The sequence below is a fragment of the Bradyrhizobium sp. sGM-13 genome, from assembly GCF_018398875.1.
In the GTDB taxonomy this organism is placed as follows: Bacteria; Pseudomonadota; Alphaproteobacteria; order Rhizobiales; family Xanthobacteraceae; genus Bradyrhizobium.
Map to the genome: position 1 here is coordinate 120504 of NZ_JAGWDK010000011.1, position 17336 is coordinate 137839.

Here is a 17336-nt window from a genome sequence, read left to right on the forward strand (position 1 = left end):
GTCGTGCACGTCATCGACGACGAAGCCGATGTCTGCGAAGCCCTCAAAGTGCTGTTGCATACGGCGGGGATGGAAGCGCGCACCTATGCCTCGGCCGAAGAGTTCCTCGCGGAAGTCAGGCTGAGCACGCCGTTGTGCTTGCTGGTCGACGTGCGCTTGCCGGGAATGAGCGGGTTGGATCTCGTGCGGCAACTGCAACAGGAGCCGGTGCGCCCGGTGGTGGTCATGATCACTGGCCATGGCGATGTGCCGCTCGCCGTCAAGGCAATGCCGGCGGGCGCGCTGCACTTTCTCGAGAAGCCGTTCGAGCCGGCGGAGCTCCTTCAGACTCTGGAAGAAGCGCACCAGCGCGTCAGCGAAATGGCTGCCGAGGAAGCAACGTTTGCGGCTATCGAGGCTAACTACCGCTCGCTCACGCCCCGCGAACAGGAGGTGATGGCGCTTCTGGCTGAAGGGATGCCGACGAAGCTGCTCGCTACAAAACTCGGGATCAGCACCCGGACAGCCGAGCATCATCGCGCAGCGGTGCTGAAGAAGATGGGTGCCCGGACGGTGTCGCACCTCGCCCGCATGAGCATGAGCCTGCAGTCGCGGAATACGCTGATCCGGTCATAGGTAGTCATCACAAATTCAGGGGAGAGCCGGTCGCCGTACTCTCGCATTGAGGCGCCGCTTTCTGCACGCGGCCTGCGATGTCCCCGCCCAATGGAGTTAGTCGTTCGATGGAACGACCCATTGTGAATGCAACTCTGCACAGACAGCATACTCTGACTAGGTCTCGATCGCTGTGCTCGGTTTTCGGATAACGAGGGCATCGCAAGGTACGTCATCCATGATCGCTTTTGCGACGCTCCCTAGAAATATCTCGAAGAAGGCATTCCGCCCGTGCGTACCAAGCACTAACAGGTCCACCTCTTTTTCTCGCACATAGTCGCGCAACAGAAGATTTGGTGCGCCATCCTCAATCAGCACATGCGGCCGTTGCAAGCCGGGCACTGATTTGTCCACTCCTGTCAAAAACGCTCGCACCTGCTGCTCGACTTCCATGCGATATTGTCGATGCAACGCTGATTCAGTTATCAGTCCGGACGGTGGGCGGTACGCGTGAAAGATTGTTAGCCTTTGTCCGGAGAAAAAGCGGGCGGCTGTTTCCAGGGCATAACGTGAGGAATCGGAGAGGTCGGTAGCGAAAACAATATTTTCGTACGGCCTGCGAGGACGGTCCTTCACAACAAGGAGCGGCAGCCGAGAATGACGAAATAGTCGATCCGCGGTTCGGCCCAATACGAAATTTCCGAGCGACTCGTCCCTTCCGACACCGATTGCAATCAGGTCGCAATTTTCGGCGCCGGCACTGCACAGAATGGCTTGTACGGGATTTCCTTCGGCGATTCGTACGGTTGGACGGGCCGGAAGTGCGTCGACATCGGCTAGGAGGTGTTTTCTGGCAATATCACGCGGATCGGGCGGGCGTCTCCACGACGGCAGTCCTGCCGCATCGGGGATGCTCAGGTCGCGATCTTCGACTACATGTAAGACGATTAGCGACGATTGCCACTGTTTTGCAAGCATGGCCGCTCGGTAGAGCGCGCGGTCACAGCGGGCACTAAGATCCGTCGCTAAGAGAATCTTTTTAGCTGGCCCGCTGATCCGGCGTGGCGCGTTCACACCGCGCTGCTCCTGCCGGTCGGGACGTGCCAATTCGTTTGGGCTTTCAGCGGCGCGCCTTGACGTTCCGCTGCGTGTGATGTGGGCAAGTTGCATATTCTTTACCGTAGCGGGAGCCTCGGACATGTCGCCTTCCGGCACCTCAATTTTCGAGATCTTTACGCGCAGTTTCGTTGTTCGATCCACCGCCCCGTCATGAGCTATACACAGTGCTTGCGCGGAGAGGATCGTATCTGTTGGGGATAGGACGTAGCACGCCGCGGCGCGACGTGCGCCCAGTTCCGCGTAGGGATTAATGCTTGCGGGATTATGGCGAGAACTACCTACGCCCTTGCGTACGAAGCGAAGGAGGCAATGGTGATCGCTGATCGCGGCTATGATGCAGACTGGATCAAGGTGCTCGTCAACGAGCAAGGCGCATGGCGCATGGGCCAACATCCCTCTGAAGCGCTATCGCAAAGATCCCGTCTGCTTCGGCCCGCCCCTATGTCGTGCGCGCATCTGGTGAATAGGTTCTTCAATCGGATCAAGCATTGTCGACGCATCCCCGCTCGCTACGACAAGCTTGCGGCCAACTACCTCGCGTTTGGTGCAGTTGGCATACATCAGCCTGTGGTTACGTGTTTATGAGTTCACGCACCTCGTAAGTGAAGCTGCTCACACAAATCGAAAAATAAACCGCTGGCACCGCGCTCCGATTGGCCACAATCTGGAGATGGGTTTTGCTGACTGAACCCTTTCGAGGGGTATCGCCCGAATTTTACCTGAACCTTTTCCTTACCTGAACAGCGCGACACACCGGTACCCCTCTTCTCCCAACATTTGCGATTGGAGGAAGTGATGGCAACTCAAGTGAATGTCCAGCCCGGCCATGGCAAAGCTGGCCGCCAACCGACCCGACAGTTTCTCGATTCGCTTTCCGGACATGACGATCCCGGAATGTTCGGACGGATGTTTCCGAATCTCGAACCGCTTGCCGTCGACGACGCGCCGCTGCAGGAGCTTGCCGACGCGATGAAGGATCCCAATCCCGGTGACGCTGCCGGCAACAACACCAAGATCCCGGCGGGCTTCACCTATCTCGGCCAATTTGTCGATCACGACATCACGCTCGATCTCACCTCGTTCGGCGACAAGGAAGCAGACCCGACGGCGGTCGAAAACTTCCGTACGCCGGCACTCGATCTTGACAGCGTCTACGGTCTCGGCCCGGATGGCAGCCGGCAGCTTTACGCGCGCAATCCCGGCGATGCCGACGGCAAGTCGCCCGGTCCGAAACTGCTGCTCGGCAAGACCATCAGCGTTGACGATGTAACCATCACGCCGCGTAACGACCTGCCGCGTAACCCGGAAGGCTTCGCGTTGATCGGCGACCATCGCAATGACGAAAATCTCGTGGTTGCCCAGACGCACCTGGCGATGCTGAAGTTTCACAATAAGGTCTGCGACCATCTTGCTGCGTCCGGGGTGCCGGCCGGCGAGATATTCACGCAAGCGCGCCAGACGGTGACCTGGCATTATCAATGGATGGTGCTGCATGATTTCGTGGAGCGCATCACCGAGAAGGGCATCGTCGCCAAGATCCTCGATCAGGGCCGCCGCTTCTATCGCTTCAAGAAGACGCCCTACATGCCGGTCGAATTTTCCGCGGCGGCGTACCGCTTCGGCCATAGCATGGTGCGCGAGGTCTACAGCCACAACCGAAAGTTCACGCCGGGCGGCGGCATTCCCGCTACGCTCGATCTGCTGTTCAAGTTCACCGGCCTGTCGGGCGGCATCATCGGCGATCTCGCGCCCGATCCGGTGCAGCCGCCGCTGCCGATACCGGTGCTCTCCAGCAACTGGATCATCGACTGGCGCCGCTATCACGAGGTGCTGGCGGCCAATCCTCCCAATGTGCGGCTCAATCCGTCGCGGAAGATCGATCCGTTCCTGATACCGCAGTTGCACGAGCTGCCGGGCGGTGGCGGTAACCTGCCGTTCCGCAATCTCAAGCGCGGCGTCATGCTGGGGCTGCCGTCGGGACAGGATGTCGCCAAGGCGATGAAGATCAAGAATCCGCTCACACCGGCTGAGATCGCGAGTGGCACGGACGGCGCCGCGGCAAAGAAGCACGGCCTGCACGAGCACACACCGCTCTGGTACTACATCCTCAAGGAGGCCGAGCAGCGCGGCGGCGGCGAAAAGCTCGGACCGGTGGGCGCGACGATCGTGGCCGAAGTGTTCGTCGGTCTCGTCCACGGCGACCGTCAATCGTATCTGTGGCTGAAGGGCAAGAACTGGAAGCCAACGCTGCCGTCGAAGACACAGGGCGAATTCACCATGGCGGACCTGCTGCGGTTCGTCGGCGATATCAGCCCGATCGACGGCATCTCGACGGTCTAGGCGTTTTGGCGCCTGGCGATTGCGCGGCGTAACGGCTGCGCAGTCGCAGCGACGTTGCCCACGTTTGCATCCCATCGTCCTGGCTGGACTTGACGCAATTGGCAGGCTGCCTCGTGGGTCCCCGCGAACGCACGCGAACGCGGGGACCCATAACCACCACCGCCGATATGGTGTGCGCAGACGTGCGGCGACTTCACATTACATCGCTGACATCTGTGGCTATGGGTCCCTGCGTTCGCAGGGACGACGGTGAGAGGGATTGCTTCCGCCTTCGCTCTTGAGCCACGGCGGACAAGTCGTCGCTTGCGCTCCCCGCACCGCCGGCTAGTCTGACGACTGACCCCAGGCAGGATCAGACGCCATGTCCCTCAAACTCTACGAACTCGTCGGTACCGATCCATCCCGTCCGTTCAGCCCATTCTGCTGGCGAACGCGGATGGCGCTGGCGCATAAGGAGCTCTCGGCGGAGACGATTCCCTGGTGCTTCACCGAGAAAAGCGCGATCGCGCCGCACGGCTCGGAGAAGGTGCCGGTGCTGCTCGACGGCGACAGCGCGGTCGTCGATTCCTGGACCATCGCCAACTATCTCGAAGACAAATATCCGGACCGTCCGTCGCTGTTCGGCGGCGAGGGCGGCCGCGCCATGGCGCGGATGCTGAATTGGTGGGGCGACGGCGTGATCGGCGGCATGTTTCCGCTCATCATCGCCGACATACCGCTCAACCTGAAGCCGGAGGACGCCGCCTATTTCCGCACATCGCGCGAGGCGCGCTTTGGCAAGAAGCTGGAAGACATCATGGCCGGCCGCGACAAGGCGGTCGAAAGTTTTCGCAAAAGCCTCGATCCGCTGCGGCTGACATTGCGGACGCAGCCGTACCTCGGCGGCACGGCGGCGAACTATGCGGACTATATCGTGTTCGGCGCATTCCAGTGGGCGCGCGTGGTCAGCCCGTTCAAGCTGCTGATGGAGGATGATCCGGTCCATGCCTGGCGCGAGCGGCTGCTCGACGCGTTCGATGGGCTGGCACGCAAGTCGCCGAGCTATCACGGCTAGCATCGGCGGACGGCGCTCGATCCACGCGGAGCGAGCACGGCATTATCACGGCTGCGGGCCGGACAGGTTCATTTCGCGCTCGGCCCGAAAAACGTTGCTGTGCAGGTTTGCGATCCATTGCCGCCCGCTCGACGTGACATTGAGATAGCGGATTGCCGTCTGGATCTGCGGCGCGACGTTGTTCCAATAGAACTGCGGATATTTGTAAACGACGTCTGCCGGCGTCTGGTAGCCGAGCGTTTTGTTCATGCCGACTTCTTCAAATTCGTAGAACAGGGCATTCGCTTTCTTCAGGTAGTTGGGGTCGCCGAGCTGCCCGATGAGGTCGGCCGCGCGCAGCAACAGGCCCTCTTCTTCGATCAGTTCGTCGTTTGACGATGAATCAACATAGGGAAATCGCGTATATTCGATTGCCCTGGCTATCCGGCTCGCATCAACTTCTTCGGCAGTGTCGAGCCGCTCGAACACGAACAGCTTCGAGCGGTCCACATGGTAGGCTGCCAGCGCAGCATCGGATGAACCTCGCGCCAGGCGAACAGTACGGCCGCTGAGATCTGCGACATAGGAATCTCCGTCATCTCCCTGGACAATTCCACGAACGAATCCGATGTCGTGGCTGAGGCACGCCAGGATGAAATTGGCGTAATCGTCCGCTGTCGTTGGCCGCAGCATCGCCCGGCCCATCAGGATATCGTGCCCGGCTAGGGTCACGAGCATGGTGTGTTCGATATTGTGATACAGGGCGTCGCTGTTGCCGATGCATTCCAATGTGAGCCTGGCTGCATAGGGGAGAAATTCAGCCAGCCGGGCATGGGAGGAGCCAAACCGGCTCCTGGTATCCGAGGCCAGAAACGACCCCAAAGCTTGCGCCACCAGTTCCGGGATTGTGATCATCTGAACACCGCGTCATTTGTGCGACGTTGGCGGCATAATAGCACATCGGCGTTTCTTCTGGTGGCCAATGTCTGCTCGCGCCACCAGAAAGCGTGGCCCAACGTCTCCGTCCGCGGGTGCACTCAACGCGTCCGCCGATCGGTCGTGAAGCGCGCATTCTCTGACATCCGGATACCCGGCCAGGAGGCTTTGCTTCGCTTGGGAATGATGACGTTTCCCGAGGCAATTACCAGACAACGATTGCCGGAGCGTCCGCGCAATCGCCGAGGCTGTAAATTAGTTCTATCCGATAACGATGTTAGCCGTGACGTAAAATGAAGGCGTAAGCTGAACTCCTTGGTGGCCGTTAGGGGAGACGCATCATGACCGACCTTGAAGCCAAATTGGAGCGGTTCGAGACTCTCGCTGCCGAATGCGATTTGATCGGCAAGTTGACGTCGGATGGGGCAAAGCGCGAGCTATACCTGCGCCTCGGCTTGCACTATCGCGAACTGGCCGACGACATCCGCGCGGTGATCGCAACCAAAGATGCCGCTTAGCCGGCCGGACAGGAGCGGCAGCGGGATCCTGGCCTTGCGTCAACAGCCGCGATAGAGCGGCGGCCGGTGTTCGATCCACGCATTGATGCCTTCGCCGAGATCGTGGCTCGGCACCAGCGCGGCGAATTGCTCGCTCTCGACCTGCAGCCCTTCGGCGATGGCCATGTTCAGTCCGCGGGTGACAGCGGTGATGATGCCGCCGACAGCAAGCGGCGAATGCGGGATGATACGGTTTGCGAGCTCCCGTGCCGCGGACAGCAATTCACCATGCGGCACGACCCTATTGACGAGGCCGATCTCCAGCGCCTGCTGCGGCAGGAAAGGATCGCCCGTCAGCAACAGTTCAAGCGCGCGCTTGCGCCCGGCAAGCCGCGGTAGCCGTTGCGTTCCGCCGAAGGTCGGCGGCATGCCGAGATTGATTTCCGGCTTAGCGAATCTCGCGCGTTCGCTGGCAACGGCGAGATGCACGGCTTCGGTAATCTCGCAGCCGCCGCCGAACGCCAGCCCGTTGACCGCGGCGATCACCGGTTTCCTGAACGCTTCGAGCCGCGCGGTCATGGCCTGACCGCGCCGGACGAAGTCGCGGATGGCGATGTTTGCGCCTTGGCGAACGCTGCCTGAGAACTCATGGATATCGGCGCCGGCGGAAAAGGCGCGCTCCCCTGCCCCGGTCAGGATCATGGCGCGCACGCTGGCGTCAGTCTCGATTGCATCCAGCACCGCCATCAGGCGGTCGATCAGCTCAAAGTTCAGCGCATTGAGCCTGTCGGGGCGGTTGAGCGTGATCAGCGCGATCCCCTCCTTGATTTCGATCAGAATGGGCTCGGACATCTCCAAATCTCCGCAGGCGTTAATGTGTTGCATGCATCGTAGAAGACGGTCCGCGTTGTGTATATTCACTGGTTAGTATACATGACGGTCATGGCACGACCCGGTATCCCGACGCGCGAACGCATCATCTCGGCGGCGAACGCGCTGTTCTACAATAATGGCATCCGGGCCGTCAGCGTCGACGCAGTAGCGGCCAAGGCCGGCGTTACCAAGCGCACGCTCTATTATCACTTCAAAAGCAAGGACGATCTGGTGGCAGCGTATCTCGCCGGCCGCGATCAGCCCAATCTCGCATTGTTCCGAAAATGGTTTTCGGAAGCCCAGGGCAGCCTGCCTGCCAAGGTCGAAGCGATCTTTCGCCATCTCGCACGCTCAGCGCGTCATCCGAAGTGGAACGGATGCGGATTCCTGCGCACTGCGGCCGAGCTCGCCAATTTGCCCGGACACCCCGCGATCAAGATAGGCGCCGCGCACAAGAAAAAGTTCGAGGAATGGCTGCGCGCGACATTTGCGGAGGAGGGCATAGTCGAACCCCTCCGGCTCGCGCGGCAAATCCTGCTGCTGCTCGACGGCTCGTTCGCCGTCGTGCTGTTGCATCGCGATCCGTCCTATATGGAGACGGCGGGAGAGGCGGCGCATGCGCTGATCGAGGCGGCGCTTCCGGTGCGGGCGAGCCGGCGAGTGCGGGCGGGACGGTAGCGTTCCGTTGTTGCGAGAAGCCCACCGGTCGCGCGAACGCGCGAGACGCCCGCTCTGCGGGTCATCACCCTGCAACAGGCCCCAGCGTGTTCTGCGTCGTCGCAACGCGGGCGGCAGTAATGAACCTTTTGGAAACCACCAGGTCACATACTGAAGGTTGCTTTTGCTGATTGATCCCTCCGCCCTTCCCCTGGACTGGGCCGCAGAGCCGGATCGAACCCAGACGGGGTGGACGAATGACCGAGGAATCTCATCGTCAGCGCGTACTGGATTTCCTCAACATCCTGTATTCCGGCGACGTCGAAGGCGCGCTGGCGCGCTGCACCGACGACATCGAATCCCTCGCCAACGCCCCGATCGACATCCTGCCGCATATGGGCCATCGCCGCGGCAAGGCCGAAATGCGCGAGATGTGGAACGCCGTCCGCGCCCGCTATTCCGAACTGCGCTGCGAGGTGCCGATCCTGGTCGTCGAGGGCGACAAGGCGGCCGCGTTCATCCGCGTGTTCTTCCGCAAGAGCATCAATCAGCGCATGGTGCAGTTCGACATCGCCGGCTTCTACACGCTGCGCGACGGCAAGATCAGCCAGATCAGGGAAATCATCGACACCTTCGATCTGGTCCAGCAACTGCTCGAACGCGACGTCGCTGCGATCCTGACCCGTAGAAAGCCGGAGCTGATTTAGCGCAATTGTCATTCCTGGTGCGGTCGTCATTCCGGGATGGTCCGAAGGACCAGACCTCAGACGTGCAATTGCACATCGGGGAATCTCGAGATTCTCAGGTGCGCAATTGCGCACCGTAGTTCGATGCTTCGCATCGCCCCGGAATGACGAGCCTTCAGTTACATTCCGCGCCATTGAACCTCATCGCCTCCGCCGCCGACACCCGCCACAAGGATTTTTCCGACCGATAATGCGGCCAAAACAGCCGCATTTGTGCATTGCAAAAACGACAATTGTGTTCTGGCGAAACTGCTCTATTTCTGGCTGCAACAGTGAAAGTCCGGCATTTCGGCCCCGGCGTCGATGAAGACGCCCGATTGGGCGTGACTGCCGTTTTGAAATCCAGTTTTTAGGACCAAATCAAAATGACAGAGCATAGTCTCTGGCGTTTTTCGCGCGCGCTGCATCGTGCGATCAATGAACGCCAGCCCGTTGATCTCGAAACCCTGCTCGACGAGGAGGTCGACTGGGCGATCTACGGACCGATCGATATGTATCCGTTCTTCGGCCAGCGCCGCGGCAAGGCGGCCGTGATGGAGGTGATCAGGCAGATCGCGGACAATTTCCGCGTCCACCGCTTCATCCGCGAATCGATCATGCTGGGAGTGGATACGGCCGCCTCGATGATGCGCTATTCGCTGACCGCGCTGGATTCCAACAAGCCGATCACCCTGCGCATCGCCCATTTCGCCCAGTTCAGGGCCGGCCGCCTGACCAACTTGCGCGTGCTGGTCGACACCTTCGATCTGGTCGAGCAGACCGTGGGCTACCCCATTCATCTGCCACGGATGGCGGTGTAACTCACAGGTGCCGTCATGGCGAGGAGCGCAATGACGGCATTTCGACCACCCGCCATAATTTCGCAACAGAGCGAACGCATTCTTGGCGCGACTTGGAATGCGGGCGGGCAATGATTCCGAAAATGCGATTTGGCTGGGCGCGGCTGCCAATGCTGGTGGCCGGCGTAAGTTTGGCTTCGATATTGGCTGTGGCGGCACAAACGCCGCCGACCGACGATGAGGCGGAGATGCAGGAGGCTGAAGAAGCCGAGGCCGCTCCCAGCGTCAACGATGCCGATATCGTGAAGGACATCGACGTCGAAAAGCTCGACTGGAGCCAACTCAACGTCGATGCATCGACCCTGAGCTTTCAGGCGCCGAAGCGAGGCAATTCGTCGAAAGGCACTGCCAGCGCGGATGCCTCATGGTCCGCCAATGAAAGACCGAACGGCACCTCCGCGGTATCGGTCAAGCAATCCATCTCGCCGTTCTGGGATGCGCGGATCGGCGCCGACATGACGGTCGCGCGGCAAGGCACGGTGACGACGTCCGAACTGCTCTCGGAAAAACTTGCCAATGGCGGCAGCCTGCCGCAATCGTCCGGCACCGCGTGGGCTGCGATTACCGCTCCAGGCGTTGGCTCGATTTGGGACACGACCGCGGTCGAGGCACGGGTCGATCCCGGATCCGAGCAGAGCAAGCTCGGCACATCCTTGAGCAAATCGCTGCCGATCAGCGAGCAATATTCGCTGACCCTGAAGAACGACTACAACCTGATCCAGCAAGGCATCGTGCCGGTGCCCGGCATCGTCGGCCATCCGGCCAGCAGCTACGAGACCGACCAGTCGGCAAAGCTGAGCATTGCCGACACCGGCACCAGCTTGATCGCCGGCCAGACGCTATCGACATCCGACGACAAGTGGCTGCGCAAGATCGGCGCCGAGCAGAAGCTGTTCGACGGCGTCACCATCTCGGGCTCGATCGGCGAAACGCCGTCGGGCGCCGCCAACAAGAGCCTCAGCGCGGGCTTCAGGCGTAGCTGGTGAGGGCCGAAATCGTCCCAATTTGACGCGCTTTCCGATCTCGAGGGCAGCGCCCCAGAGAATGAACCATCATTGCCGCAGATTGGCCAAGATGCGGACAAAATCGGCGGGACAGATGGGCCCGCTCCACTTCGTCGTGCGGGGGACGTCCGCGCTCGCCTGAAAGCGAAACAGAGGAATAGCCGATGAACGCCACCAATCGCTCCGAACAAGTTGATTCCACCACGGAAGCCGACAGCGATCTCGCCGCCGTATCCGAAGTCGAGGCCGGCATCCGCGATTTCGTTCGCAACGATATCGCCTATCTGCGTCGGCCCGCGGTGGCCCCGGACACCATGCCGATCGACGCCAATGCCGAAGCGACCGTCAACAACGTCAACTCGCTGATCCAGCGCGTTGCCGGCACGTCGCTGGCGGAAATCGAGAAGCTGATTTCCGAACTCGAAAGCCTTCGCGACTTGCTCCATGCCGAAGGCCAGCGCGTCCAGCGCGAGATCTCCGGCTATGCGCAGCTCAGCCAGGCGGCGATGAAGTCGACGCGCATGATCGCCGACAACGTCACGCAGTGGAAGCGCGCCGCCGACGGCCTGCGCAACGCCTAATCTGATCGTTGCAAAAATCTAACACTCCGCCGCGTTCCGTAACTGAGCGCGGCGGTTTTGTTTGGCTGTGTTCGATCTGAACTTTATAAGCACGGTCGCGTCCAAGGACCGATGTCGTCACTTGGCGGCAGGCACCTTTTGGGGACACACCGGCGATGCAAAACGTTCAGCCAGACAACATGGATTCAATGCCGTTGCGGCAATCGTCGCATAGCATGGGCACGCTCGTGATCCGCTTTGTCGGACTGCTGACGCTTGCGGTCGTGGCAATGACGTTGATCTGGAGCCGCTGAATCTTTTTTGAGATTCGGCGTCTATGCTTGCCCAATCCGCAACTACTGGCGGACGAACGCGGTGTCCTCGATCGTGTAAACGCCGTCGGCATAGGATTTCACCACCATCGTTGCGGTGAGCATCACCGCCATCGTGACGGTTGCGAAGACAAAGCCGACGAATTTCAGGCCGTTGCGATCTGCCATTTTCATCCCCTCGGTACTTCCCCTGAGACGCATTTGGCAGGCAGAAGGTTCAAAATGCGTTAGCGAAAAAACGGTTTCGTGGAGTCGTGGATTACGAAGCACTAACGAAACAATTGGCTAACCATGTTTCGCCGGACGGGCGCGCGTAGCCGGATGGAGCCAACGAGCTACGATTAGTCCTTACTCCGTCGCGGCACGAACGCGGTGGCGAGGAACGAGAACACGACTTCGTCGCGCTGGTTGGTGCCGGTATTGCGGGCCTGCAGGATGCCCCATTCGGGACGCTTCTCCGAGGTCCGCTTGGTTTCGACCTGGTTGGAAAAGCTGACCGTATCGCCCGCCAACACTGGCCTGACCCAGCGCAATTCACGAAAACCCGGCGACGGCCCCCACACCGCGACGTTCTCACCGCGTGCGACGGCCTCGGTCGTCAATCGCTTGCCGTCGGCGACCAAGAGCTTCATGCACACCGCCGCAACGTGCCAGCCCGATGCGGCCAGCCCCCCGAACAGGGATTTGCGCCCCTCTTCCTCATCGAGGTGAAAGCGCTGCGGATCGAACTGCGCGGCAAACCGCTTGATGTCTTCGGCCGTGAAGGTGAACGAGCCGAACTCGCGCCGCGCGCCGATCTCGATGTCCTCGAAGAAACGCATCGCTACTCCGCTCCTGCTTCAAGGCGCCGGCGCACGATGATCGGGGACTCCATCTCGCACAGTACGACCCCGGCCGCGTTGCGGATCGTGCCCTTGAAGGTCACGATACCGGTCTCGGGTCGGCTTTTCGAAATCCTGGCCTCCACGACGCTGACATCCAGCGTCAGGTCATCGCCCGGGCGCAGCGGCGACAGCCAGCGCATTTCGTTGACACCGGGCGAGCCGAGCGAGGCGGTGCGGCCGATAAAGCCGTCGAACAGCATCCGCATCATGAGCGAGCCGAGATGCCAGCCCGAACCGGACAGCCCTTTGAGCATCGACGCGTTGGCGGCGGCCTCGTCCAGATGCATTGGTTGCGGGTCGAATTCGGCGGCGAACGCCAAAATCTCCTCGCGCGTGACGTGGCGCGGTCCGAACGTGCCGAAATGGCCGGGCGTGAAGTCTTCGAAGGTCAGCGTTGTCATCGATTGACGATTTGGATTGAGGATTGTGGTGGGGAAGCCCGATTGTGGCCGTTATTTGCAGCAATCTCAACCCGCCCACCCGCATGGCTCGTTCGCCAAGGGCGAGTACCGCCGCCGGCGCTCGCCCTGACTTGCCCGAAGCAATTTTCGGGGCTAGCCCTGTGCGGTCTGGGACCAGGTTTCTTGACCCGCCGGAGAGCCATCGATGTTCGATTTTCAGGATCTATTTCAGTGGGACCGCTTCATCACGCCCACGATTATCAAGACTTTCTACTGGCTGGTCATCGGCTTGATCGTGCTGTTCGGCCTATCCGGAATTTTTTCGGCGCTTGCCGCGATGGCGGTCAGCCCGTTCGGCGGATTCATCCTGCTGTTGTCCTCGATCGCCGGCGTCGTGGTCGGCGTGGTGTTTTCGCGCATCGCCGCGGAATTCATCCTGATCGTTTTCCGCATCAACGAGCATCTCGGCGCGATCCGGGATCAGGGCGGGATGCGGTAGCCTCTTGTCCCGGACGCGGTGCAGCGTGTAGCGCTGCTCCGCTGAGCCGGGACCCACGCCGGGTGTGGGCCCCGGCTCTGCAGCGCACCGCTAACGCGCTGCGCGGCGTCCGGGGCACGCACATCGCGCTTCTCACGTATTAAACCTGAAATGCATCACGTCGCCGTCGGCGACGACATATTCCTTGCCTTCCAGCCGGAGCTTGCCGGCGTCGCGGGCGCCGGCTTCGCCGTTCAGCGCGACGTAATCGGCATAGGCGATGGTCTCGGCCCGGATAAAGCCCTTTTCGAAATCGGTATGGATCACACCGGCCGCCGCCGGCGCCTTGGTGCCGCGGTGGATGGTCCAGGCGCGGGCTTCCTTCGGGCCGACGGTGAAATAGGTGATGAGGTCGAGCAACTGGTAACCGGCGCGGATCAAGCGGTCGAGGCCGGCCTCTTCCAGCCCAAGCGTCTCGAGGAAATCGGCGCGCTCCTCACGTGACAGGGTCGCGATCTCGGATTCGATCTTGGCCGAGATCACCACGGCGACCGCGCCTTCCTTCTTGGCGTGCTCGAACACCTGTTTTGAGAAGCTGTTGCCGTCCTTGGCCGAGCCTTCCTCGACGTTGCAGACATAGAGCACCGGCTTCGACGTCAAGAGGCCGAGCATGCCGAAGGCGCGCTCTTCCTCCGGCTTGCGCTCCAGTGCCCGAGCCGGTTTGCCCTCGCGCAGCAGCACCAGGGCGCGGTTAACGAGGTCGAGCGCTTCCTTGGCGTCCTTGTCGTTGCCCTTGGCCTTTTTCGTCAGATTGTCGACCCGCTTCTCCAGGCTGTCGAGGTCGGCGAGCATCAGTTCGGTTTCGATGGTCTCGATGTCGGCCAACGGCGCGATCTTGCCTTCGACATGGGTGATGTCGGAATCCTCGAAACACCGGACGACATGCGCGACCGCATCGACCTCGCGGATGGTGGCGAGGAACTGGTTGCCGAGGCCTTCGCCCTTCGAAGCGCCGCGCACCAGCCCTGCGATATCGACGAAGGTCAGCCGCGTCGGGATGATCTGCGCCGAGCCTGCAATCGCCGACAGCTTGTCGAGCCTGGGATCAGGCACGGCGACTTCGCCGACATTCGGCTCGATGGTGCAGAACGGATAATTCGCCGCCTGCGCCGCTGCCGTCTCGGTCAGCGCGTTGAACAGCGTCGACTTGCCGACATTGGGCAGGCCAACGATACCGCATTTGAATCCCATAACTTGTCCTGAAGTTCGTTGCTGTCGGTCGACGACGCGTCACGGCGCGCCATCATCATCCTTGTCGAAAATTCCCTTGGCCTGCAGCGCCAGATGCACCTTGTTCTGGAACGAGGAGTCGTGCCCTGCCGCCAGCAAGCCCGCATTCTCGGCCACCGCCGCGCACAGGGCTTCCACCCAGGCGCGGTCGCTCTTGGCGAAATCCGACAGCACGTGGCCGTGCACCAGCTCCTTGATACCGGGATGGCCGATCCCGAGCCGCACCCGGCGATATTCGTTGCCGATATGCGAGGTGATCGAACGCAGCCCGTTGTGGCCGGCGATACCGCCGCCGACCTTGACGCGGACTTTCGCCGGCGGCAGTTCGAGCTCGTCCTGAAACACGGTGATGTCGGAGGCGCCGAGCTTGAAAAAGTTCGCGGCTTCCTGAACCGCGCGCCCGGACTCGTTCATATAGGTGGTCGGCCGAAGCAGAACGACCTTCTCGCGATCCAGCGTGCCTTCGGATGTCTCGCCCTGAAAACGGCGGCGCCACGGTGCGAAACCGTGACGCCGCGCAATTTCATCGACGGCCATGAACCCGATGTTGTGCCGGTTGTTCGCGTATCTCGAACCGGGGTTACCTAGGCCAACAAACAGGCGCATGACGCGGCATCCTGCCGCTGCTTACTTCTTCTTGTCGCCACCAGCCGGCGCCTTCGCGCCAGCCGCCGGAGCGGCAGCTCCCGCCGCAGGCGCGGCAGCAGCAGCCGGAGCGGCACCCGCCGCCGGAGCAGCCGTGCCTGCCGCCGCAGCAGCCGCGGCGGCCTTCTGTTCTTCGGCGTAGCCGGACGGCGGCACGATGGTCACGAGCGTCGCGTCCTCACGCGACAGCGCCTTCACGCCCGTCGGGAGCTTGATGTCGGAGAGATGCAGCGAGTAGCTGATTTCCAGCGCGCCGGCATCGGCTTCGAGGTACTGCGGGATGTTGTCGACCGAGCATTCGAGGTCGACGGTATGGGTGACGATGTTGATGGTGCCGCCGCGCTTGACGCCGGGCGAGGTCTCGCCGTTGACGACGTGCAGCGGCACGCTGACGCGGATGGTCGCGCCTTCGCCGAGCCGCAGGAAGTCGACATGAATCGGGAAGTCTTTCACCGGATCGAGGTGGAAGTCGCGCGGAATCACGCGGTGCTTTTTGCCCTCGAGATCGATGTCGTAAATCGTGGTCAGGAAGCGGCCGGCCAGGATGCGCTGGCGCAGTTCCTTGTCGTCGACCGAGATGGTCACGGGGGGCTCGTTGTTGCCGTAGATCACTCCGGGCACTCTCCCGGCGCGACGCTCTGCCCGGGCGGCCCCCTTGCCGCTCTGCGGACGCGCGGTCGCCTTCAATTCCTTGACGGTCGCCATCGTGTTAAGTCCTTGTTTTCTAAAAAGTTAAAGGCCGCATCGCGGCCCGTGGGCGTCCCACAGCAAGCCTCCAGGGGTGCGGGGGCTGCGGACGTGGCCGGCTTTTAGCCCCAAAGGGGCAAAATGACAAGGAAATGAAGGGATTTTTCTTGTTCTTCACCCTCCCCTGGGGGGAGGGTAACAATCCCCTACCCGTCCGCCATGCTGCCGGCATCCGGCGTGGCCGGCGCAATGCCGAGCTTGGCTTCCAGAACAGCAATCCGGCTCTTCAGTGCCTCGTTCTCCTCGCGCGCCAGGCGGGCCATGTCCTTGACCACGTCGAACTCCTCGCGCTTGACGACATCAAGATCGCGCAGGATGCGCTCGGCCTGGTTGCGCATGACCGTATCGACCTCGCGCTTGACGCCCTGGGCGGCGCCGGCGGCGTCATTCATCAAACGGCCGATCTCGTCGAAAAACCGATTGCTGGTCTGGGTCATCTAAAACGCTCCGGTCGCTGCAAATTGATCGTCATCGACAAGACAATGGCAATCCCAAGGGAAACGTTCAAGAGCGCGCTTCAACGCCAACGTGACGGCCGTTCGCCTTGTCATGCTGCAGTTTCCTTGCAATCGTATCGAACAGCCAGCCAGACACCGGAATCACAACACAAAAAGCAACGCCCATGATCGACCAGCAAATCGATATTGCGACCAAGGACGGCAAGACCACGACATTCATCACCCACCCTGAGCGCGGCGGCCCCTTCCCGGTCATCATCTTCTACATGGACGCACCGGCGATCCGCGAGGAACTGCGCGACATGGCGCGGCGGCTCGGCACGTCGGGCTATTACGTGATGCTGCCCAACCTGTATTACCGCTCCGGCGTCATGGAGCTGGGGCCGATACCGGCTGATCCGGAAGCGCCTGAGCGCAAGCGGATGTCCGGCTTCATGAACTCCATCAATATTCCCATGGTGATGGAGGACACCAAGGCGCTGCTCGCTTATGCGGAGACGCAACCTGCCGCAAATACGAAGATCGTCGGCACCGTCGGCTACTGCATGAGCGGCCGCTACGCGGTCAACGCGGCAACGCATTTTCCGGATCGTGTGAAGGCGGCGGCTTCGATCTACGGCACCCATCTCGCGACCGACCAGCCCGACAGCCCGCATCTGGCTGCATCGAAGACCAAGGCAGAGCTGTATTTTGCGTGCGCGGAGACCGACATCTATGCGCCGCAGGAGATCATCGACAAGGTGAAGCAGGCAATGGAAGGCACGAAGAACGAGGTCGAGATCTATCCCGGCACCCATCACGGCTTCGCTTTCCCGAAGCGGCCGGTCTATCACCGCGACGCTGCCGAGCGGCACTGGGAGCGTCTGCTGGCGCTCTATCGCCGCAACCTCGCGCAGTAGACCT

General features: G+C 61.3%; 22 protein-coding genes and 1 pseudogene. 13 read left to right on the forward strand and 10 right to left on the reverse strand.

All coding sequences use genetic code 11. The features are described 5' to 3' along the window. The first annotated feature begins 3 nt into the window (after positions 1-3). Positions 4-615: a response regulator transcription factor gene (locus KJQ96_RS18630; protein ID WP_213288025.1), complete on the forward strand. Its 612-nt coding sequence runs from the start codon at positions 4-6 to the stop codon at positions 613-615. Between the two features lie 156 nt (positions 616-771). Here KJQ96_RS18630 and KJQ96_RS18635 read toward each other — a convergent pair whose 3' ends face one another. After that, positions 772-1854 (reverse strand): universal stress protein, encoded by a 1083-nt coding sequence (locus tag KJQ96_RS18635; RefSeq protein WP_213288026.1) that lies wholly within the window; start codon positions 1852-1854, stop codon positions 772-774. A gap of 318 nt (positions 1855-2172) precedes the next feature. Between KJQ96_RS18635 and KJQ96_RS40280 the strand changes: the two are divergent. From KJQ96_RS40280 to KJQ96_RS18650, 3 genes and pseudogenes are all read left to right on the forward strand, one after another. Next, positions 2173-2290, forward strand: a pseudogene (locus KJQ96_RS40280) (IS5/IS1182 family transposase); the annotation flags it as partial. A gap of 218 nt (positions 2291-2508) precedes the next feature. After that, positions 2509-4053: a heme peroxidase family protein gene (locus KJQ96_RS18645; protein WP_213288028.1), complete on the forward strand. Its 1545-nt coding sequence runs from the start codon at positions 2509-2511 to the stop codon at positions 4051-4053. Between the two features lie 361 nt (positions 4054-4414). Next, the gene (locus KJQ96_RS18650) at positions 4415-5107 is read left to right on the forward strand and encodes a glutathione S-transferase family protein (RefSeq protein ID WP_213288029.1); all 693 of its coding nucleotides are present in this window, start codon (positions 4415-4417) and stop codon (positions 5105-5107) included. Between the two features lie 45 nt (positions 5108-5152). Here the strand turns inward: KJQ96_RS18650 and KJQ96_RS18655 are convergent, their stop codons facing one another. Continuing rightward, the gene (locus KJQ96_RS18655) at positions 5153-6001 is read right to left on the reverse strand and encodes a metal-dependent phosphohydrolase (protein ID WP_213288030.1); all 849 of its coding nucleotides are present in this window, start codon (positions 5999-6001) and stop codon (positions 5153-5155) included. 362 nt (positions 6002-6363) lie between these two features. Here KJQ96_RS18655 and KJQ96_RS18660 point away from each other — a divergent pair, with 362 nt between their 5' ends. After that, positions 6364-6540 carry a hypothetical protein gene (locus tag KJQ96_RS18660; RefSeq protein WP_197427264.1) on the forward strand — a complete coding sequence of 59 codons (177 nt, stop codon included), beginning with the start codon at positions 6364-6366 and terminating at the stop codon, positions 6538-6540. 39 nt (positions 6541-6579) lie between these two features. Here KJQ96_RS18660 and KJQ96_RS18665 read toward each other — a convergent pair whose 3' ends face one another. Further along, positions 6580-7371, reverse strand: a complete 792-nt coding sequence (locus KJQ96_RS18665) for a crotonase/enoyl-CoA hydratase family protein (RefSeq protein WP_213288031.1) — start codon at positions 7369-7371, stop codon at positions 6580-6582. Positions 7372-7461: 90 nt separating this feature from the next. On the opposite strand from KJQ96_RS18665, the gene KJQ96_RS18670 reads away from it, so the two are divergent. The 6 genes from KJQ96_RS18670 (at position 7462) to KJQ96_RS18695 (ending at position 11512) form a co-directional block, all read left to right on the forward strand. After that, the gene (locus tag KJQ96_RS18670) at positions 7462-8070 is read left to right on the forward strand and encodes a TetR/AcrR family transcriptional regulator (protein WP_213288163.1); all 609 of its coding nucleotides are present in this window, start codon (positions 7462-7464) and stop codon (positions 8068-8070) included. 236 nt (positions 8071-8306) lie between these two features. Next, a complete protein-coding gene (locus tag KJQ96_RS18675; protein ID WP_213288032.1) occupies positions 8307-8756 on the forward strand; it encodes a nuclear transport factor 2 family protein in 450 nt (149 codons plus the stop codon). A gap of 404 nt (positions 8757-9160) precedes the next feature. Next, positions 9161-9595, forward strand: a complete 435-nt coding sequence (locus KJQ96_RS18680; RefSeq protein WP_213288033.1) for a nuclear transport factor 2 family protein — start codon at positions 9161-9163, stop codon at positions 9593-9595. A 122-nt stretch (positions 9596-9717) separates the two neighbouring features. Then, positions 9718-10620 carry a hypothetical protein gene (locus tag KJQ96_RS18685; protein ID WP_249734200.1) on the forward strand — a complete coding sequence of 301 codons (903 nt, stop codon included), beginning with the start codon at positions 9718-9720 and terminating at the stop codon, positions 10618-10620. Between the two features lie 182 nt (positions 10621-10802). After that, positions 10803-11219: a hypothetical protein gene (locus tag KJQ96_RS18690; RefSeq protein WP_028350762.1), complete on the forward strand. Its 417-nt coding sequence runs from the start codon at positions 10803-10805 to the stop codon at positions 11217-11219. Between the two features lie 155 nt (positions 11220-11374). Beyond that, entirely contained in the window at positions 11375-11512 is a 138-nt protein-coding gene (locus KJQ96_RS18695; protein WP_156908851.1) for a hypothetical protein, read from the forward strand. A 42-nt stretch (positions 11513-11554) separates the two neighbouring features. Here KJQ96_RS18695 and KJQ96_RS18700 read toward each other — a convergent pair whose 3' ends face one another. The 3 genes from KJQ96_RS18700 to KJQ96_RS18710 all read right to left on the reverse strand — a co-directional run bounded on the left by KJQ96_RS18700 (position 11555) and on the right by KJQ96_RS18710 (position 12815). Next, positions 11555-11698, reverse strand: coding sequence for a hypothetical protein (locus tag KJQ96_RS18700; RefSeq protein ID WP_028350761.1), 144 nt, complete (start codon positions 11696-11698; stop codon positions 11555-11557). A 173-nt stretch (positions 11699-11871) separates the two neighbouring features. Then, entirely contained in the window at positions 11872-12351 is a 480-nt protein-coding gene (locus tag KJQ96_RS18705; RefSeq protein WP_213288034.1) for a MaoC family dehydratase, read from the reverse strand. Between the two features lie 2 nt (positions 12352-12353). After that, positions 12354-12815: a MaoC family dehydratase gene (locus tag KJQ96_RS18710; RefSeq protein ID WP_213288035.1), complete on the reverse strand. Its 462-nt coding sequence runs from the start codon at positions 12813-12815 to the stop codon at positions 12354-12356. Positions 12816-13020: 205 nt separating this feature from the next. Between KJQ96_RS18710 and KJQ96_RS18715 the strand changes: the two genes are divergently transcribed. Next, the gene (locus KJQ96_RS18715) at positions 13021-13314 is read left to right on the forward strand and encodes a DUF4282 domain-containing protein (protein WP_028350758.1); all 294 of its coding nucleotides are present in this window, start codon (positions 13021-13023) and stop codon (positions 13312-13314) included. A 132-nt stretch (positions 13315-13446) separates the two neighbouring features. Here KJQ96_RS18715 and ychF read toward each other — a convergent pair whose 3' ends face one another. From ychF to KJQ96_RS18735, 4 genes are all read right to left on the reverse strand, one after another. After that, positions 13447-14544, reverse strand: a complete 1098-nt coding sequence (gene ychF, locus KJQ96_RS18720; RefSeq protein ID WP_213288036.1) for a redox-regulated ATPase YchF — start codon at positions 14542-14544, stop codon at positions 13447-13449. A gap of 39 nt (positions 14545-14583) precedes the next feature. After that, positions 14584-15189 (reverse strand): aminoacyl-tRNA hydrolase, encoded by a 606-nt coding sequence (gene pth / locus KJQ96_RS18725; RefSeq protein ID WP_213288037.1) that lies wholly within the window; start codon positions 15187-15189, stop codon positions 14584-14586. Between the two features lie 21 nt (positions 15190-15210). Further along, positions 15211-15933 (reverse strand): 50S ribosomal protein L25/general stress protein Ctc, encoded by a 723-nt coding sequence (locus KJQ96_RS18730; RefSeq protein WP_213288038.1) that lies wholly within the window; start codon positions 15931-15933, stop codon positions 15211-15213. A 188-nt stretch (positions 15934-16121) separates the two neighbouring features. Then, positions 16122-16412 carry an accessory factor UbiK family protein gene (locus KJQ96_RS18735; protein ID WP_065743541.1) on the reverse strand — a complete coding sequence of 97 codons (291 nt, stop codon included), beginning with the start codon at positions 16410-16412 and terminating at the stop codon, positions 16122-16124. Positions 16413-16597: 185 nt separating this feature from the next. Here KJQ96_RS18735 and KJQ96_RS18740 point away from each other — a divergent pair, with 185 nt between their 5' ends. Beyond that, positions 16598-17332: a dienelactone hydrolase family protein gene (locus KJQ96_RS18740; RefSeq protein WP_213288039.1), complete on the forward strand. Its 735-nt coding sequence runs from the start codon at positions 16598-16600 to the stop codon at positions 17330-17332. Positions 17333-17336 lie beyond the last annotated feature (4 nt).

What these genes read in the sequence shown, in the direction of transcription:
- KJQ96_RS18645 (WP_213288028.1), top strand. Translation starts at nt 2,509, where the DNA reads ATGGCAACTCAAGTGAATGTCCAGCCCGGCCATGGCAAAGCTGGCCGC.
- KJQ96_RS18650 (WP_213288029.1), top strand. Translation starts at nt 4,415, where the DNA reads ATGTCCCTCAAACTCTACGAACTCGTCGGTACCGATCCATCCCGTCCG.
- KJQ96_RS18655 (WP_213288030.1), bottom strand. Translation starts at nt 6,001, where the DNA reads ATGATCACAATCCCGGAACTGGTGGCGCAAGCTTTGGGGTCGTTTCTG.
- KJQ96_RS18660 (WP_197427264.1), top strand. Translation starts at nt 6,364, where the DNA reads ATGACCGACCTTGAAGCCAAATTGGAGCGGTTCGAGACTCTCGCTGCC.
- KJQ96_RS18665 (WP_213288031.1), bottom strand. Translation starts at nt 7,371, where the DNA reads ATGTCCGAGCCCATTCTGATCGAAATCAAGGAGGGGATCGCGCTGATC.
- KJQ96_RS18670 (WP_213288163.1), top strand. Translation starts at nt 7,462, where the DNA reads ATGGCACGACCCGGTATCCCGACGCGCGAACGCATCATCTCGGCGGCG.
- KJQ96_RS18675 (WP_213288032.1), top strand. Translation starts at nt 8,307, where the DNA reads ATGACCGAGGAATCTCATCGTCAGCGCGTACTGGATTTCCTCAACATC.
- KJQ96_RS18680 (WP_213288033.1), top strand. Translation starts at nt 9,161, where the DNA reads ATGACAGAGCATAGTCTCTGGCGTTTTTCGCGCGCGCTGCATCGTGCG.
- KJQ96_RS18685 (WP_249734200.1), top strand. Translation starts at nt 9,718, where the DNA reads ATGCGATTTGGCTGGGCGCGGCTGCCAATGCTGGTGGCCGGCGTAAGT.
- KJQ96_RS18690 (WP_028350762.1), top strand. Translation starts at nt 10,803, where the DNA reads ATGAACGCCACCAATCGCTCCGAACAAGTTGATTCCACCACGGAAGCC.
- KJQ96_RS18695 (WP_156908851.1), top strand. Translation starts at nt 11,375, where the DNA reads ATGCAAAACGTTCAGCCAGACAACATGGATTCAATGCCGTTGCGGCAA.
- KJQ96_RS18700 (WP_028350761.1), bottom strand. Translation starts at nt 11,698, where the DNA reads ATGGCAGATCGCAACGGCCTGAAATTCGTCGGCTTTGTCTTCGCAACC.
- KJQ96_RS18705 (WP_213288034.1), bottom strand. Translation starts at nt 12,351, where the DNA reads ATGCGTTTCTTCGAGGACATCGAGATCGGCGCGCGGCGCGAGTTCGGC.
- KJQ96_RS18710 (WP_213288035.1), bottom strand. Translation starts at nt 12,815, where the DNA reads ATGACAACGCTGACCTTCGAAGACTTCACGCCCGGCCATTTCGGCACG.
- KJQ96_RS18715 (WP_028350758.1), top strand. Translation starts at nt 13,021, where the DNA reads ATGTTCGATTTTCAGGATCTATTTCAGTGGGACCGCTTCATCACGCCC.
- ychF (WP_213288036.1), bottom strand. Translation starts at nt 14,544, where the DNA reads ATGGGATTCAAATGCGGTATCGTTGGCCTGCCCAATGTCGGCAAGTCG.
- pth (WP_213288037.1), bottom strand. Translation starts at nt 15,189, where the DNA reads ATGCGCCTGTTTGTTGGCCTAGGTAACCCCGGTTCGAGATACGCGAAC.
- KJQ96_RS18730 (WP_213288038.1), bottom strand. Translation starts at nt 15,933, where the DNA reads ATGGCGACCGTCAAGGAATTGAAGGCGACCGCGCGTCCGCAGAGCGGC.
- KJQ96_RS18735 (WP_065743541.1), bottom strand. Translation starts at nt 16,412, where the DNA reads ATGACCCAGACCAGCAATCGGTTTTTCGACGAGATCGGCCGTTTGATG.
- KJQ96_RS18740 (WP_213288039.1), top strand. Translation starts at nt 16,598, where the DNA reads ATGATCGACCAGCAAATCGATATTGCGACCAAGGACGGCAAGACCACG.